Below are 16,982 nucleotides of genomic sequence, written 5' to 3' on the forward strand. Positions count from 1 at the left end.
CGCAGAAAGGCAAGCGCGGAGTCTCGCTGTACTCGCGCTGGGTGAACCGCCCGCTCGGGCGCGTGTTCGCGGCGGCGGCGGCCGCGGCGGGGATCGGGCCGAACGCCGTGACCGCGGTGTCGGCCCTCGCCACGGTGGCCGGGCTGGTGGTCATCGCCGCCGTTCCGGTGACCATCGCGAGCGGCGTCGGGGCGGCCGCGCTTCTCGTCGTCGGTTTCGCCCTGGACGCCGCCGACGGTCAGGTCGCCCGCCTCACCGGCGCGTCGTCGCGCGCCGGTGAATGGCTGGATCACGTGGTCGACGCCGGCAAGATGGTCGGCGTGCACGCGGCCGTGCTCATCGGCTTCACCGGCAGCGGTCGCTCGGGCGGACCCTGGCTGCTCCTCCCCCTCGGATACGCCCTGGTCGCCGTCGTGCTCTTCGTGGGTCTGACGCTGTACTCGCTGCTCGCACCGCCGTCCGGCCCGACTCCGCCGCCGTCGACGCTGCGTGCCGTGCTCCTGCTGCCCGCCGACTACGGCATCCTCGCCGTCGCATTCGTCCTGTGGGGCGTGCCCGACCTGTTCATCGGGGTCTACGCCGCCCTGCTGCTCGCCACCACCGGGATCACCGCACTGCTCGCGCGCAAGTGGTTCCGCTCGCTGGCCGGCGGATCGCCGGCTTCCGCGTGACACGCCGGCGTCCCGGGCGGTGAAAGCGCCGGGGGCCTCAGTCGAGGGCCGCGATGACGGCTCGGGCGATCGCCTCGTGTCCAGCGTCATTGGGATGGATGCCGTCGGGGGCGAGCAACCCGTCACCGCCCGCCAGCGGCTGACCGATGTCGAGCCACGTGGCGCCGATCGCCTGGGCGTCGCGCTGGACGACGCGCGACAGGCGCCTCACCGCGTCCGGCGCGCGACCATGCCAGAGCACGTCGGTGACGTAGATCCGGCTGCCGGGATACGCCGTCGCCACGGCCTCGAAGAACGCCTCGACTTCCGCGTCCACGGGTGCGTCACCGATGTCGTTGCGTCCGCCGGACACCACGACGATGTCGGGGATGAGCGCCGCACCCTCGCGCGCCATCTCGACGAACGGGGGACATTCCGCGCGCCCACAGGCCCCTGGTGCCCCTTCTCCGGTCACCCTCGAGGCATACCCCGTGCCGCCCCGGGCGAGGTTGCGCACCCGCCACCCCTCCGCCTCGCCGACGCGGCTCGCCCAGCTCAACGACGGGTCCGATGCCCCGACACCGGCGGTGTACGAGTCGCCGAGGAACACCACGATCGGCGAGGCCGTTTCCTCGGCCGCGGTGCTCGGCCGCAACGCCGGGCCGCCGACGAGCAACGCGCCGATGGCGGCAGCCGAGAGCGCAACGCCCCACAGCGGCATCCCGCCCCAGTCCCGCTGCCACCAGCCGCCCCCGCCCGGTCGTCGCGCCGGACGGGACCACCGGGGAACCCCGGACACGCGGTGCGACCGCCGGGCGGAGCTCACCGCGTCCTCACGATCTCGCCCGTCTGCGGGATCCACAGGTCGTGGGTCGAGGTCTCCCGGCGGTCGAACCAGGCGCCCGACACCTCGCCGCGACGTTTGGCCGGCACCCCCGCCCACAGGCCGGCTTCGGGCACGCCCCGCGCCCGGGTGAGGACCGACCCCGCCCCCAGGACGGAGCGCGGCGGGAGCACGGCCCCACCGAGGATCAGCACGCGGGTGCCGACGAACGACCGCTCACCAATGACGACGGGGAACGCGGCCTGCGCGTCGCGCTCGAGGTCCACGCTGTGCGACATGACGCGACTCTGGTGTCCCGCGATCGAGGCGAAGGCTCCGAGGGTCACCGACCCCGAGCAGTCGAGCTGGTGACGGCTCGTGACCTTGGCGTGATCGCCCAGGGTGAGGGCCCCGCCACCGGGAAGGTGCCGAACGAACAACGGATGCGACGAGATGAGGTTCCATCGTCCGAGCAGTGCGTCGCGCCCCAATCGGATCTCACGCATGTTCTTCACGACGTTGGCGGACCCGAAGGACGAACCCGGGCCCATCTCGAAAGCCGCCACCCGCCACACGAGGCTCGCCCGGGCCTGCGCGGTGGGGTGGATGCGGTGGCCGACGCGGCGCAGCAGCGCATTTTTCCAGCGACTCGCCGGCAGCAGCCACAGCGCGAGCCGCACCAGATCCCGGAACGTCTCAGGCATGGATCTCCTCCCGGACGACGAGGGCGTCGCTCGATCGGATCGCGCGAGAGGCGGCGACCGCTTCGACGACGCCGCGGATGACGAGTCCGGCGACGACCGCCGCCAGCGCTCCCGGCGCTCCCCACAGCACGGCCCCGACGGCGACCAGGGGGACGACGACGACGGTGCTGATGATCGTCGCCCGCGCACCGATGCGCAGGCGGCCCAGTGCGGGCAGCAGCGCCTTGGCGACGAGCGACTCGAAGAAGTTGACGGCGACGAAGGACGCCATGAGGACGACAGCGGCGGGACCGACGCCGATCTGCCCGCTTCCGAGCCACGCGAGCGCGGGGCCTCCCGCCACCGCGACCGCTCCCCCGATGACGAGCGACATGCCGCCACCGACGAGGAGCGCGCTGCGCGCCCGCGATGCGCTCACGGCGCTGTCTCGACGAGGGACCCAACCCTGCGCCACCGTGATCACCGGCTGGAGGGCGACGCCGACCTGCCGCTGGAACTTGTCGACGAGAGCGAAAACCGGTTGCGAAGCCGGAGCGATGACCGCGACGACGACGACGGGCAGGGCGATGTACACCGCGGACCCGAGCGCCGATCCCATGCCGTGCCGCTGCTCTCGCAGGATGCGCGACAGCCGGTCGGGTCGGGGCGCGGCGGCCCGGTGGCGGCGCGACTTCAGCATGATCCAGATCGTCGAGCAGACGAACGCCGCGATCATTCCGCCGAGCATGCCGGCGAGCCCGGCTGCAGCGCCCCCACCGACGAGCATGAGGATGATGCCCACCCCGGTGCCCGTGACGCGCGGCAACGTCTCGGCGAGCAGGAGCGCGAACGGCGCCCCCCTCCCGACGAAGTACCAGTTGGCCGACACCCCGGCGGCGGCGGCGGTCACGGCGCCGAGGGCGGCCAGGCCCACGGACTGCGGGGCCACCGCCGCGGCGAGCAGCGCGCTCGCGAGCGCGATCGGGGCGAAGAGCGCGAGTCGTGCACGGACGGACTCGACGTATGCCGTGCGGCGCTGCGGTTCATCGGCGACCGCGATGCGCGCCGGACCGGACACCCCCCAGCCGAATCCGATCGCGGCGGCGGCGATGGCGCCCACGGCCTGACCGAGGGCGATCGCCCCCCAGCCACGATCACCCTCGGCCGAGACCATCGCCGGGATCGCCGCGAGCGATGCGACCGCCAGCAGCCCGATGGACAGAGCGAAACCCGACATCCTGCCGAGTCCGCCGGAGAGACGGCGCAATCGCCGTCGCGCGTCGGACATTCCCCCAATACCCCCGAATCCGGACGGCGTCCCCACGCCTGTCCGTACGGGGGAGACCGTACCGCATCCGGTGGGCATCTGTCTGCAACCGGATTCCGAGCCGTGTGTACGATGAGGCGCCATGGGGGAACGGCGACAGCTCGCTGGCTTCAGCGGCAGGGGATATGACAAGGGCCGCGGGCCCGGCTGGCAGGCGGCGTGGCAGCTCGCCTCGGCGATCGCGGTGATGCCGTGGTTCGTCCCGGTGCGCGTGCGCGTCGCGGTGCTGCGCGCGTTCGGCGCGCGCATCGGGCGCGGCGTGAACCTGCGCTCCGGCGTGCGGGTGCACTGGCCCTGGAAGCTCGAGATCGGCGACGACACGTGGATCGGCGAGCGCGCCTGGATCCTGAACCTCGAGCCGGTCACGATCGGCAGCGACGTGTGCATCTCGCAGGGGGCGATGCTGTGCACCGGGAGTCATGACCACCGGTCCCGCACGTTCGAGTTCGACAACGCTCCGATCGTCGTCGAGGACGGCGCCTGGGTCGCCGCACGCGCAACGGTCCTGCGGGGCGTCCGCGTCGGTGCCGATGCGCTGGTGGGGGCCACGGCTCTCGTCGTGCGCGACGTGCCCGCGGGCGCGACGGTGCTCGCCCCGGCCGCGGTCGTCCGTTCGTGAGGATCCTCGCGGTCGTGACCCTGGTCAGCCCGCACGGCGAGTACGGCGGGCCGGTGCGGGTAGCCCTGAACCAGCTCGCGGCGCTGCGCGACCTCGGTCACGACGTGGTCCTCGCCGGCGCGGCACGGGGCTACGACGTCATCCCGTCCGAGGTCGACGGCATCCCCGCCCGGCTGTTCCCCGCGCGCACCGTGATTCCGGGTATCGGATTCGCCGGGGTCGGCTCTCCCGCTCTGCTGCGCTCGCTGCGACGGCATGTCGGCGAGTTCGACGTCGTGCACGTGCACGCCGCGCGCGACCTCGTCACGCTGCCGGCGGCGCGTATCGCGCAGGCTCGCGGCGTCGCGACCGTGCTGCAGACGCACGGCATGATCGACGAGACCGCCCACCCGCTCGCCGTCCCCCTCGACGCGGCCCTGACCCGCCCGGCGCTCACCGCCGCGCGAGCGGTCACCTACCTGACCGAGCGCGAACGGTCGTCGCTCGAGGAGGTCGGGCGGGGCCGCGCGCACCTGATCGCTCTGCCCAACGGTGTTCCCGAGGCGCCCTTCGCCGAGCCGACGGCGCCCGAGCTGCTCTACCTCGCCCGGCTCGCACCGCGCAAACGCCCCCGGCAGTTCGTCGAAGCCGCGGCGCGCCTCGCGCCGGAATTCCCCGGTGCGCGCTTCACCCTCGTGGGACCCGACGAGGGTGAAGGCGCTGCCGTCCGAGCCGCGATCGACACCTCGGGCTATAGCGACCGGATCCGCTGGGAGGGAGCCCTGGAGCCCGCCCGGACCGGGGAACGGATGCGGCAGGCGAGCGGTTACGTGTTGCCCGCGGTCGACGAGCCCTACCCGATGTCGGTGCTCGAGGCGATGTCGGCGGGGCTGCCCGTCGTCGTCACCGACACCTGCGGGCTGGCCCCGGCGGTTCGCTCCGCCGACGCCGGGTTTGTCACCGACGGCGAACTCGGCGCCGTCGTCGCGGCGATGCGCCGGCTGCTCGAGGATCCGGTCGGGGCACGGGAACGCGGCGAACGCGGCCGCGCCCTCACCCGCGAGCGCTTCACCATGCCCGCGATCGCGGAGAGGCTCGTCGAGCTCTACGCCCGGTGAGCCGTGGTTGTGGTGGGGAGCTCGACCTCCCTATACTCGCAACACCGTCGATTTGGGGATCGGCACGCGCCGAGCGGAGGGGTCCGCTCGGGTCGCGCGACGGTGCTGCAGCGCCGAGGCTTTGGGGGAGAACGCTCATGAAGCGTGCATTCATCACCGGTATCACGGGCCAGGACGGTTCCTACCTCGCCGAGCTGCTGCTCGCGAAGGGGTACGAGGTCCACGGCCTGGTCCGCCGAGCGTCGACGTTCAACACGTCGCGCATCGATCACCTGTACGTCGATCCGCACGAGGTCGGGGCACGGCTGTTCCTGCACTACGGCGACCTGAGCGACGGCGTCCGCATGACGACGCTGCTCGCGCAGATCCAGCCCGACGAGGTGTACAACCTCGGCGCCCAGTCGCACGTGCGGGTCTCGTTCGACGAGCCGGAGCACACCGCCGACACCACCGGCACCGGATCGGTGCGACTGCTCGATGCCGTCCGCATGGCCGGCATCCAGACCCGGTTCTACCAGGCCTCCTCGTCGGAGCTGTACGGGGCCACTCCCCCGCCGCAGAACGAGAGCACGCCCTTTTACCCGCGTTCGCCGTACGCCGCGGCGAAGCTGTACAGCTACTGGATCACCAAGAACTACCGCGAGGCGTACGACATGTTCGCCGTCAACGGCATCCTGTTCAACCACGAATCGCCGCGACGCGGTGAGACGTTCGTGACCCGCAAGATCACGCGGGCCGTCGCAGCGATCGCGTTGGGGACACAGGATCACGTGTACCTCGGCAACATCGACGCCGTGCGCGACTGGGGGTACGCCGCCGAATACGTCGAGGGCATGTGGCGGATGCTGCAGGCCGACGAGCCCGAGGACTTCGTGCTCGCGACCGGCATCGGCATCACGGTGCGCGATTTCCTCGAGGCCGCGTTCGGGCACGTCGGCCTTGATTGGCGACGCCACGTCCGCTTCGACGAGCGCTACCTGCGTCCGACCGAGGTGGACGCCCTGATCGGGGACCCGAGCAAGGCCGAGGAGAAACTCGGCTGGAAGGCCACCGTCGGGCCCCTCGAGTTGGCGCGCATCATGGTCGACGCCGACATCCGCGCCCTGGAGTTCGCGGGTCGGCCGTGGATCGACACCGTCGCCCTCTCGGGCTGGGCCGCGTGAGCGACGATCTCGCCTTCGTCCCGAGCCGCCTCGACCGACACGCGCCGTTCTACGTCGCAGGTCATCGCGGTCTCGCCGGCAGCGCCGTCGTGCGCCGCCTGGCATCGGAGGGCTTCGACCGCATCGTGACCCGGAGCTCCTCCGAGCTCGACCTGACCGAACGCCAGGATGTCTTCCGGTTCTTCCGGGAGCAGCGGCCACGCTACGTCGTGCTGGCGGCGGCGAAGGTCGGCGGCATCCTGGCCAACAGCACCTACCCCGTCGACTTCCTCAGCGTCAACCTCCGTATCCAGGCGAACGTCATGGACGCGGCGGCGGAGACGGGCGTCGAACGGCTGGTGTTCCTCGGCTCGTCGTGCATCTATCCGAAGCTCGCCGCTCAGCCCCTACGCGAAGACAGCCTGCTGACCGGTCACCTCGAACCGACCAACGACGCCTACGCGATCGCGAAGATCGCCGGCATCCTGCATGCCCAATCGGTGCGCCGCCAGTACGGGCTGCCCTGGATCTCGGTCATGCCGACCAACCTCTACGGGCCGAACGACAACTTCTCGCCGCTCGGATCGCATGTGCTGCCGGCACTCATCCGCCGGTACGACGAGGCGGCCGCATCGGGCAGCGCCGTCGTGACCAACTGGGGGTCGGGCAACCCGCGGCGGGAGTTCATGCACGTCGACGACCTGGCCTCGTCCATCGTGCACCTGATGGAGCACTACGACGGCGCCTCGCACGTCAACGTCGGAACCGGTCGGGACCTGACCATCCGGGAGGTCGCCGAGATGATCGCCGAGCTCGTCGGCTATCGCGGCGAGACGCGCTGGGACACCTCTCAGCCCGACGGCACACCGCAGAAGCTGCTCGACATCTCCCTGCTGCGCTCGACCGGATGGACGCCGGGCATCGGGCTACGCGGGGGGTTGGCCCGCACGATCGCGTGGTACCGGCGCACCGACGCCGAACTCCGCGTCGCCTGATCCCTCGTCGCCGGGCGTACCCGACCGCCCGGCGACGAGCAGGAGGCACGCGATCATCACGGTCGTCGCACCGGTGGCCTGCAGGAGCGATCCGCGCATGAGGATCGTCATGTACACCGGGAGCACGGCACCGACGATGGCCCAGACGCCGCCGGTCGCGAATGCCGGCACGACCCGCACGTCCATCGCCCGCAACACCATGCCGAGCCCGATGAAGACAATCACGACGGCGATGACGCCGCCGTTCACCATCGCCTCGGCCCACAGCGGTGCCGACAGGTTGTCGAAGGCATACCCGCGATACTCCGCCAGCACGATCCCCGTGTCGGTGGGCTTGTCGGGCCAGATCGTCCGTGGCACCCAGAACAGGATGCTGCCGAGGAACTGCCGCGCCGGCTCGACGAGACCATCGAGCCAGTACGCGAGCGAGTTGGCGATCTGCCAGAACGCGTCGTAGTCGGGGTTGGCGAGGTATTCGCCGAAGAAACTCGTGCGGTTGACGCGCACCTCGTCCGTGCGGAACGCGTCGGCGATCGGGAAGACGAACAAGAACGCGACGATCGCCAGGACCATCGTGACCCGCGCCCGCAGCCGCGTCGCCGCGGCGCCCGCGAAGATGGCCAGCGCGACGGCGACGGTGCCGAAGGTGTAGCGGGCGCTCGCGATCGGATTGACGATCAGCAGCAGGACGACCGCAGCCGCCACGGCGGCCGCGGAATAGGCGACGCGGCTGGCGCGGGAAATGGCGGCCCGCCGCAACTGGGTCATCGCCCCCGTCGCGATCAGCAGCGGGTACACCGCCGCGGCATACATGACGGCGCGGATCGACGGGTCGGGCCAGCGTGCCTCGCGGGCGGCGAACGCGGCCTCGCGACTGCCGAGGGCCGCGGCCGGTCCGAGCTGAGCGACGAAGAACGCGCTGATGCCGAGGCCGACGACGGCGAGCCCGATGGCCCGAGCCGGACTGACCGCGCGCGGCGCACCGGGGGCCTGCGGCGGATGCGCGTGCTGCCGGAGCATCCAGATCGCCCGTGCGACCTCGTAGCATCCGATACCCAGCGCGACGATCCCCGCCGTCGGGAGGTCGAACGCCGGATCGATCCCGGGCGTGGTGGTCGACACCGCGTCCGCGCGGATCTGCGCCGTCGGCGCGAGCCCCATGAAGATGTAGCCGAAGACCCAGAAGAAGAAGTCGAAGAGATGGGGCCGTCCCGACACCCACGCCACCGACAGACGGATGCCGCCGTAGATCATGATCAGCAACGTGACGATCCACGCGTCGCTGCGGCCGCGATCGGGGATGTCGGAGACGAGCGCCACCGGCAGGACGACGCTCAGCACGCCGACCGATACGGCGAGCAGGGCGATGCGAGCACCGACGGCGCGTATCTCCGCGCCGTCGAACATTCCGGTGTGCTTCCCCACGAGCCTCCCCCTCGCATATCATGACAGACGGGGGTCCGCGTGTCTTACGCGCGGCATATTGGGGCCGCGTCGACGCAGTCGATGCGCGAATGGGGGACGCTATGGAGTCCAACCGTGTTCTGCGGGTGATTCGCTATCACTGGATGACGGTGATCGTACTGATGGCGTTGGGCGCCGCGGGCGCGCTCGCTTATGCGTGGTCGGTGCCACGGGAGTACACCGCCCGCGCCGACGTGTTCGTCGCGGTGACCGGCAGCTCGACGACGGGCGAGCTGGCTCAGAGCAGCAACTTCTCGCAGCAGCAGGCACGCAACCTCAGCACCGTCGCGACTCGCGAGATCGTGCTGGCGCCGGTCATCGACGAGCTGGGGCTGGAGGATTCCACCGTGCAGCTTCGCGCGCGGGTGTCGACCGCGGTTCCCCTGAACACGTCGATGATCTCGATCTCCGCCGTCGACCCGTCTCCCCGCGAAGCGGCCCGCATCGCGAATCTCGTCGCGGCCGAGCTCGCCGAGGTCGTCCCGACGCTCTCTCCGCAGGTCGACGGCAGCTCGCCCATCCGCCTGCGCGTGATCGAGAACGCCGTGCCCCCGAACCTGCCCTCTGCACCGCAGACGCCGATGCTCGTCATCCTCGGAGCGCTCGGCGGTCTCGTGGTGGCGGCGGTCGTCGTGCTGCTGCGCCTGATGTTCGGCACACGCGTCCGCACGGTCGAGCAGGCCCAGGAGACCGTCGGAGCCGCCGTGATCGGAACGGTGAGCGCCGACCGCACCGCGGACCGGGCACCACTGGCCCTCGTCACCGCGCCGCACTCGTTGCGCGCGGAGGACTATCGCCGGCTGCGCGGCAACCTGCGTTTCGTGCAGGCCTCGCAGGAGCACCGGGTGTTCGTGTTCACCTCGTCCGTTCCGAGCGAGGGCAAGAGCACGACGGCCGCCAACGCCGCCGTCGCGCTCGCCGCCACCGGCGCCTCGGTGTGCCTCGTCGAGGCGGACCTGCGGCGTCCGAGCCTGAGCCGCATCCTGGACCTGCCGCCCGACCTCGGTTTCACCAACGTCATCGCGGGTGAAGCGACGCTCGACGACGCGCTCGTGGCGTGGGGGCCGGACCGGCTGCACGTGCTGCTGGCGGGCCCGGTGCCGCCTAACCCGTCGGAGCTGCTCGAGTCCGATCGAGCCCTCGACGTCCTTGAGAGCCTGCGCGCAGCCCACGACATCGTGCTGATCGACGCTCCCCCGGTGCATCCCGTCGCCGACGCCGCCGTCCTCGCGCGCCTGTTCGGCGGGGTCGTGCTGGTGGTCGGCGCCGGCCGCGCCCGAGAGCGGGACGTTCGACGCGCCGTCGCGCGGTTGACCTCGGTGGGCGCCACCATCCACGGCATCGTGCTGAATCTCGCGCGCCCGTCGCGCGCGGATCGACGCAGCTACGCGACCTACGCCGTCGCTCCCGACGCGGGCCGCCCGGCACGCGTCAACCGCGGAACCACCCCCCGCTCCGGGCCCGGTACGTCGACTGCTGCACACGAGCGCCCCGCGGCCGACGGGCTCCGAGAGGAACCGTCGACCGCGGGGCGGCGGTGACCCGGTCGCCGTGCGTCAGCGGACGCTGCTCACTCCGTAGTAGCTGAGATCCTGCACCGGTGGGGTTCCGACGACCCGGTACGGGGAGGTCAGCGAGATCACCCGTGAGCCGGCGCGGTCGATGCTCGCCGACACCGAGCCGGCCCGCAGCGGCACCGTGTACACCGACCGACCCGCCGGGGCCTCGAATCGGGTCGCCGTGTCGCCGACCGTGACCGTGAGGGTCGCCGGAGCGGTGAGGTAAACGACGGCCTCCACCTCGTCGGTCGGAGTGGCGGAGGTTCCCCCGAGCGTCGGCGTGGCCAGCAGGTGGCTGAGGCTCGGTCGGGCACCGACCGCCTGCGTGCGGTGCACGAGGAAGGCCTGGTCCTGAGCCACCTTGGGCTGCGTGCCGCTGTGGAACCAGTCAAGGTAGGGCCGGCTGATGTCCAGGAACGTGTCGCCGTGGTCGGCCGACGGCGCGAACTGCGTGCTCTCGCTGTAGTCGTTCCACGTCACCAGCTGCACGTACTCGGCGCCGTCGTCGATCGCGCGCCGCCACGAGGCCCGCAGGTTGTCGGTGTTGCCGGACTCCGCGAATACTCCCGCGCGCGGCCGGTAGTCCTGTACCGAGACGGGAGCCATCCACGTCTTCCCCAAGGCTGCGGCGCGCGCGGCGTAGTCAGGACCGTTGGCGGTGTGCCACTGCGTCCGCACGCCCCAGTTCCCGTAACCGTCGGCGATCCCGCGGAAGGCGGACATGTTGGCGTCCGAGGCGTTGAGGAACACGGCCTGGAACGTGACAGGCACGCCGTGCACGCGCTTCAACCGGTCGATGATGCGCGACCACCAGTCGACGCTGCGTCTCTCGGCGGCGAACGACGACAGCAGCATCCGGTCGCCCGCTCGGAACGCCGCCTTCGACCGGTAGAGCTCCGCAAGACGGTCGGCCACGGTCGCGGGATCGGCGGCGGCCACTGAAGCGGACGCGTCGATCATCGGGACCACGACGAACCCGCCCTCACGTTCCGCGGCGGCGAACAGGTTCTTCGTCGCCTCCCAGTTGGTCCCGCTCAGGCTCATGATGTTCACGGTGAAGCCGTCGATACCGGCACTCTTCGCCTGCGCGACCTCACGCCGCAGGTTGTCGAGCCGCCACGACAACGAGCTCGCGGGCGCGACGGCGAGCGGCCGGTCGCGCAGCAGCCCGCCGTATCGAGCGTGCCTGCCGCCCTCGCCGTCGGGGCTCAGGTAGTTGCGTGCGTAGTAGTCGCTCGCCGCGGGCTTGTTGTCGATCGAGAGCGGGTACGGCGGGAAGTAGTGGGCGAATACCTTCCGCGGACTGTCGACCGTCGGCGGCGGCGCGGGCTGACTCGGGGGTGCGGGTGCGCTCGGCGGCGTCGTGGGCGCCGCAGCAGGCTTGCGCGTGTAGGTGATCGTCAGCGCCGGTGCCGTGTCGCCGGTACGGACGAACGTCGTGGAGACGTGCTTCTGCCGGTACATGAGCCGGAGCGAGAGCTGGCCTCCGACGGCCGTCCGCGCGACGTCGCCGAGCGCGAACGTCAGCGCCGAGCCGGTGCGCGCCGTGCTGGTCGACTGCGCGAGCCGGACTCCGGTCTCGGCGGGGCGGTTCGCGTACGTCAGCGTCGACCCCGACCAAACACCGCTTTCCGCGTAGACGTCTACGCCGCTCGCGGTCGCCGTCGAGTGGCGCACCATCACCGACAGCGACGCGGAGACGGGCTGCGTGGTGTCGACGTCCGCCGGCAGCGTGAAGCGCGCGTAGCTGCGGTCCTGCGTGGACGTCACGCTGAGCGCCTCGGTCTTCAGGACTGTCTGGGGTGTTCGCGACGAGACGGTCGCGAGATCGCTGGGTGCGACCGTCACCGTCACTGTGCTCGGCGCCGTCGCCTGGGGCGCGATGTCGTCGGCGGCCTGGGCCGATGCGGCTGCACCGACGACGACCGCGAGCGCGGACAGGGCGGCGACGACGACTCGCGCCGATCGTCGTGGGGGCGCGGTTCGGGAACTGTGATTGGCGGGTTTCATGTCTTCCTCGTGGGTAGCAATCACCTCGACGAGCATGCACCGCCCGTCGAGTCCCTCCCCCAGCAATCCCCCCGAGTGTGTCACGAAGCCCCGAGCGAGCAAAATGCGCGCGACGGTGCCGCAAGATCACCACAAGGAGACCTCAACGTTCGCTCAACGTTCCGCGAAGCCCCTGCGCGCGGCGGCGCCGCGGCCTACTCTGAGGTCAGTTCCGAGACCGACCGGGTCGTCACCCGATTCGACCCCTGGCTCGGGTCCGTCCGCTGATTTGGGGCCAGCACGACGGACTGACCCCCTGCACCGAGGCTCGAGGGGACGAGCGCCGGCGCAGGGGGTCCTCGGAACGGGTGCGATCCGCGCATGGCAGAGCCGCCGGATGCCGCATCGGCACTCAGTCGAAGCTGATCGGATTCTGATGATTTCCTCAGGGTCTGTCAATGGCCTTCGCGCGTGTTCCCGCGTCGCTCTAGTTTTCCCGCGGAGCGAGTCAGCCCGACGACGGGCACTCGTTCGCCACGTGACAGGTGGTCGCGTGGCTCCGTTCAATGACGAGGGGGACCCGGTGGTCGAAGCGAGCACGGGCAGCAGGATGCGCAGGACGTCGAGACGAGGAGGGCGGGCGCCGGATCGTCCACCGCGGCGGTGGCTTCCGCTCGTGGCGGCGGGCACCAGTCTCGGCCTCGCGGCCGGTTCGTTCGGAGCCGGGGCGGCCTTCGCGGCTCCGACCGATCGGGCCGAATCCGAGGCTGTCTTCCTGTCCAGCAGCGGAGCGCTCGATCTCGACAGTGTCGCCGCGCTGGCCGGGGCTTACGGCGCGTTCCCGCCGGCGACCGAGTCGTCGAGCGCGATCGACCTGTCGCTGCTGAGCGCGATCGACATCGGTCTCGGGCTGCAGCTGTTCGGACCGAACAGCGTCATCTCTCTCGGGGCGACCGAGCAGTACCAGCGCAGCACCGCGGGCGAGGCCTACGCGGCGACCGGTCTGCTCGCCGCCGACGGCGCGATCGCGGTCGGCGACGGCGGCGCGGGTCAGAACACGACGCTCAACCTCACACCTGTTCTCGGGGCGGTGGGAGCGGACGGGCTGCTCAGCCAGCTGTCGATCGAACTCGGCGCGGTCTCGGCCTCGGCGCTGGCGACACGTGCCGCCGACGGTATGACGACGTCGGGCGACTACCAGATCGCGAGCGGACTCATCACCGCCAACGCGCCCGCTCTCGCCGCGCTCGCCACCGCGTTGGACGCCGACCTCACCACCGCGGGCGAGACCGTCACCGGGCTCGGTGTGGCCGGAGGCCCCATCGACACGACGGTCGGCGGGCTGCTCGGCGGGATCGACACGGTGCTCGAGGCCGCCGTGGGCGGTCTCGTCGACCTCGAAGACCCCGCAGTGACCACGGCGCTCACCCTCGACCTCAGCGGCGTCCTCGAGACCGCGACCGCGACGCCGTTCGTGTCCGGCCCCGTCACCATCACGCTCTCGAACGGCGAGATCCTCATTGACCTCGACGAGGTGTACGAGCTGAACAACCTCCCGCCGGGCACCGAGATCATCGACGCGGCGACGCTCAACGGCGAGGTGACGGCCGCGATCAGCGACATCCTCACCACGCAGCTGCCGGCGCGCATCGGCACCGCCGTCACCGCGGCGGTGAACGGCGCGGCCCTCGACATCACGATCGACAGTGGCGTCGCCGTCGAGCTGCCGCTTCTGCCGCCGAGCATCGGCGACCTGACGATCGAGGTCGACGGCACCGTCGGCGGGCTGCTGGGCACGCCGGGCGCCGCCGCACCGGTCGTGACCGCCGACGGCACAATCCTCGGCGCCCCTCTCGGCCCGCTCGCCGACCCCATCGTGGGAGTCGTCGTCGACACGATCCTGCCCGCTGTCGGCGATCTCATCGAGACGGTGTTCAGCACCGACGCGGTCGAGACCTTCGTCACGACCGCCGCCACGGGAGTCGTCTCGACGCTCGCCCCGCTCGTCGACGTCCTCGGCGACGTCGTCTCGCTCACGGTCAACGTGCAGGAGACCCCGGGCGACTTCCGCGATCCGCGCGGCTTCGACGAGGGATCGTTCACGCAGCGCGCACTCGTGGTCGGGGTCGCCCCCGCGCTGCTGGGCGTCGAGCTGAACCTCGCGTCCGCCACCGTGCGGGCCGTTCCTCTCGCCCTTCCGGCCGACCTGGCCATCGACCCCACCCGGGGGCCGGTGACCGGCGGCACCGAGACGACGATCTCGGGCACCGGGCTCGACTCCGTCACCGCCGTCGAGTTCGGCGGTGTGCCGGCGACGTCGTTCACGATCAACTCCGACGGCACGATCACGGCCGTCACCCCGCCGCAGGCCGCGGCGGGCGTGGTACCGGTGACGATCACGAACATCGACGGCGCGGACGCGTCGCTCACGTTCGAGTACTTCGACGTCACCGCGGTCGACGCGATCACGCCCGAATCCGGCACGACGTTGGGCGGTGACCCGGTCACGATCACCGGCGCCTGTCTCACCGGCACGACCGCCGTGCTGTTCGACGGCGTCGCCGGAACGGACCTCACCGTCGTCAGCGACACCGAGCTGACGGTGACGACGCCGGCGGGAGCCGCGGGAGCCGTCGACGTCGAGATCGTCAACCCGACCGAGTGCGGTGGGACGGTGGTCGAGGACGGCTTCGTCTACGTCGAGCCCGGCGCACCGACGCTCGCCTCCATCGCGCCGGAGCGCGGCACCGAGCTCGGCGGCACGGTCGTCACGATCACGGGCGAGGACTTCACCGGCACGACCTCGGTGACCTTCGACGGTGTCGAGGCGGCCGACTTCACGGTGGTCAGCGACACAGTCATCGAGGCGACCACCCCGCCGCACACCCCCGGCGTGGTCGACGTCGTGGTCACGAACGAGGCGGGCGCTTCGGCACCGCTGGACTTCGAGTACTTCGACGTCGCCGAGATCGACGATGTCGCTCCCGGCAGCGGGCCCGAGGCAGGTGGGAACACCGTGGTGATCACGGGCGACTGCTTCACCGGGGCCACGGGCGTCACCTTCGGCGGCGTCCCGGCGACGAGCTTCACCGTCGACAGCCCGACCCAGATCACGGCGGTGGTGCCCGCGGGCACCGCCGGCACCGTCGACGTCGCCGTCGTCGGCGCGGGCGACTGCGGCACCGCCGAGATCCCCGACGGCTACGAGTACGTCGCTCCCCCGGTCGTCACCGACCTCGACCCGGTCACCGGGCCCGAGACCGGTGGCACCGTCGTGACGATCATCGGCGAGGGCTTCACCGGCACCACCGGCGTGAGCTTCGGCGAGGCCGACGGCGTCGACCTCGAGGTCGTCAGCGACACCGAGATCCGCGTCACGACGCCTCCGGGTGCGCCCGGCACGGTTCCCGTCGTGATCGCGCACCCCGGTGGTGAGGTCGTCGCGGGCGAGTTCGAGTACCTCGACGTCCCCGCGATCTCGTCGCTCGACCCGAGCTCGGGACCGGAGGACGGCGGCACGGTCGTCACGGTCCTCGGCGAGGGCTTCCTCGGAGCCACCGCCGTGACGTTCGACGGGCTCGCGGGCACGGATCTCGAGGTCGTCAGCGACACCGAGATCCGCGTCACCACACCCGCCCACGCGCCGGCCCTGGTCGACGTCGTGGTGGTCCACCCGAACGGCGACAGCGCGCCGTTCGACTTCACCTACGTCGCCGGCACCGAGATCGACGCCGTGACGCCTCCGGGCGGTCCGGAGGCAGGCGGCAACACCGTCGTCATCACGGGTTCGTGCTTCACCGGCGCCACGGCCGTCCTCTTCGGCGGAGTTCCGGCGACGAGCTTCACCGTCGAGAGCGACACGCGGATCACCGCTGTCGTGCCCGCCGGCACGGGCGTCGTGGACGTCGAGGTCGTCGGCTCGGCGGCGTGCGGATCCGAGACGCTGCCCGACGGGTACGAGTACACCGACGAGCCGGTGATCGGAACGATCGACCCGGCCCGCGGTCCCGAGACCGGCGGCACCGTCGTCACCATCACGGGGTCGAACTTCATCGGCGCGACGTCGGTGACCTTCGACGGCCAGCCCGGTTCGAACCTGACGGTCGTCTCCGACACCGAGCTGCGGGTCACCACGCCCGCGGGCGCCGTCGGCGACGCCGACGTCGTGGTCACCGGCCCCGCCGGGTCGAGCGACGCGGGGGTGTTCACCTACTACCGGGTGGCCGACATCGGCGGCGCGACCCCCGGCACGGGTCCGATCGGCGGCGGCACGGTCGTCACGATCACGGGCCAGTGCTTCACCGGCGCCACGCAGGTGCTGTTCGGCGAGGTGCCCGCGCAGTACGTGGTCGTGAGCGACAGCGTCATCCGCGCCATCGCGCCCTCCGCGGCGGCGACGGGTGCCGTGTCGATCACGGTCGTCGGGGCGGGTGAGTGCGGGACGGCGGTCGAGTCCGGCGCCTTCACCTACACCGCGGCCGGCACTGCCGCCGGGGGCGGTACCGGCACCGGAACGCTCGCCTCGACCGGCGGCGACGGCCTCGGCACGCTCGCCGCGGCGGCACTGCTGCTGATGCTGGGCGGTGCGATCGCGATCGCGCGACGCCGGACCGCGTGATCCGGCGTGACCGCGT

At 71.5% G+C, this 16,982-nt stretch carries 12 protein-coding genes; 7 read left to right on the forward strand and 5 right to left on the reverse strand.

Annotated elements, in window-relative coordinates:
• Nucleotides 1–41: 41 nt before the first annotated feature.
• Nucleotides 42–671, forward strand: coding sequence for a CDP-alcohol phosphatidyltransferase family protein (locus JOF37_RS06610; RefSeq protein ID WP_210006123.1), 630 nt, complete (start codon nt 42–44; stop codon nt 669–671).
• 37 nt (nt 672–708) lie between these two features.
• Here JOF37_RS06610 and JOF37_RS06615 read toward each other — a convergent pair whose 3' ends face one another.
• Genes JOF37_RS06615 through JOF37_RS06625 form a run of 3 tightly spaced genes read right to left on the reverse strand, consistent with a single transcriptional unit; the run spans nt 709 to nt 3,393 of the window.
• Entirely contained in the window at nt 709–1,449 is a 741-nt protein-coding gene (locus tag JOF37_RS06615) for an SGNH/GDSL hydrolase family protein (protein ID WP_210006124.1), read from the reverse strand.
• Between the two features lie 23 nt (nt 1,450–1,472).
• Nucleotides 1,473–2,177, reverse strand: a complete 705-nt coding sequence (locus JOF37_RS06620) for an acyltransferase (protein ID WP_210006125.1) — start codon at nt 2,175–2,177, stop codon at nt 1,473–1,475.
• Nucleotides 2,170–3,393: a hypothetical protein gene (locus JOF37_RS06625; RefSeq protein ID WP_210006126.1), complete on the reverse strand. Its 1,224-nt coding sequence runs from the start codon at nt 3,391–3,393 to the stop codon at nt 2,170–2,172. Before JOF37_RS06625 ends, JOF37_RS06620 begins: the two co-directional genes overlap by 8 nt.
• Before the next feature lie 172 nt (nt 3,394–3,565).
• Between JOF37_RS06625 and JOF37_RS06630 the strand changes: the two genes are divergently transcribed.
• The 4 genes from JOF37_RS06630 (at nt 3,566) to JOF37_RS06645 (ending at nt 7,336) form a co-directional block, all read left to right on the forward strand.
• Complete coding sequence (locus tag JOF37_RS06630; RefSeq protein WP_210006127.1) at nt 3,566–4,102, forward strand: DapH/DapD/GlmU-related protein; 537 nt, start codon at nt 3,566–3,568, stop codon at nt 4,100–4,102.
• Nucleotides 4,103–4,116: 14 nt separating this feature from the next.
• A complete protein-coding gene (locus tag JOF37_RS06635) occupies nt 4,117–5,199 on the forward strand; it encodes a glycosyltransferase (RefSeq protein WP_271174975.1) in 1,083 nt (360 codons plus the stop codon).
• A 137-nt stretch (nt 5,200–5,336) separates the two neighbouring features.
• The gene (gmd, locus tag JOF37_RS06640; RefSeq protein WP_210006129.1) at nt 5,337–6,362 is read left to right on the forward strand and encodes a GDP-mannose 4,6-dehydratase; all 1,026 of its coding nucleotides are present in this window, start codon (nt 5,337–5,339) and stop codon (nt 6,360–6,362) included.
• Nucleotides 6,359–7,336, forward strand: coding sequence for a GDP-L-fucose synthase family protein (locus JOF37_RS06645; protein WP_210006130.1), 978 nt, complete (start codon nt 6,359–6,361; stop codon nt 7,334–7,336). The genes gmd and JOF37_RS06645 overlap by 4 nt, the downstream gene beginning before the upstream one ends.
• Here the strand turns inward: JOF37_RS06645 and JOF37_RS06650 are convergent.
• Nucleotides 7,268–8,761, reverse strand: coding sequence for a hypothetical protein (locus JOF37_RS06650; RefSeq protein ID WP_210006131.1), 1,494 nt, complete (start codon nt 8,759–8,761; stop codon nt 7,268–7,270). The two genes, JOF37_RS06645 and JOF37_RS06650, sit on opposite strands and share 69 nt — an antisense overlap.
• Nucleotides 8,762–8,862: 101 nt before the next feature.
• Between JOF37_RS06650 and JOF37_RS06655 the strand changes: the two genes are divergently transcribed.
• Nucleotides 8,863–10,341, forward strand: coding sequence for a tyrosine-protein kinase domain-containing protein (locus tag JOF37_RS06655; protein WP_271174974.1), 1,479 nt, complete (start codon nt 8,863–8,865; stop codon nt 10,339–10,341).
• 15 nt (nt 10,342–10,356) lie between these two features.
• Here JOF37_RS06655 and JOF37_RS06660 read toward each other — a convergent pair whose 3' ends face one another.
• On the reverse strand, nt 10,357–12,369 hold the full coding sequence (locus tag JOF37_RS06660) for a glycoside hydrolase family 71 protein (RefSeq protein ID WP_210006133.1): 2,013 nt from the start codon (nt 12,367–12,369) through the stop codon (nt 10,357–10,359).
• Between the two features lie 655 nt (nt 12,370–13,024).
• On the opposite strand from JOF37_RS06660, the gene JOF37_RS06665 reads away from it, so the two are divergent.
• Nucleotides 13,025–16,966 (forward strand): IPT/TIG domain-containing protein, encoded by a 3,942-nt coding sequence (locus JOF37_RS06665; protein ID WP_210006134.1) that lies wholly within the window; start codon nt 13,025–13,027, stop codon nt 16,964–16,966.
• The last annotated feature ends 16 nt before the right edge of the window (nt 16,967–16,982 follow it).

Origin of the sequence: Microbacterium imperiale, assembly GCF_017876655.1 — a bacterium.
Classification (GTDB): domain Bacteria; phylum Actinomycetota; class Actinomycetes; order Actinomycetales; family Microbacteriaceae; genus Microbacterium; species Microbacterium imperiale.

Bases quoted from the DNA above. Each gene is read 5' to 3' on its own strand.
- JOF37_RS06620 (WP_210006125.1), bottom strand. From the start codon at position 2,177: ATGCCTGAGACGTTCCGGGATCTGGTGCGGCTCGCGCTGTGGCTGCTG.
- JOF37_RS06625 (WP_210006126.1), bottom strand. From the start codon at position 3,393: ATGTCGGGTTTCGCTCTGTCCATCGGGCTGCTGGCGGTCGCATCGCTC.
- JOF37_RS06630 (WP_210006127.1), top strand. From the start codon at position 3,566: ATGGGGGAACGGCGACAGCTCGCTGGCTTCAGCGGCAGGGGATATGAC.
- gmd (WP_210006129.1), top strand. From the start codon at position 5,337: ATGAAGCGTGCATTCATCACCGGTATCACGGGCCAGGACGGTTCCTAC.
- JOF37_RS06655 (WP_271174974.1), top strand. From the start codon at position 8,863: ATGGAGTCCAACCGTGTTCTGCGGGTGATTCGCTATCACTGGATGACG.
- JOF37_RS06660 (WP_210006133.1), bottom strand. From the start codon at position 12,369: ATGAAACCCGCCAATCACAGTTCCCGAACCGCGCCCCCACGACGATCG.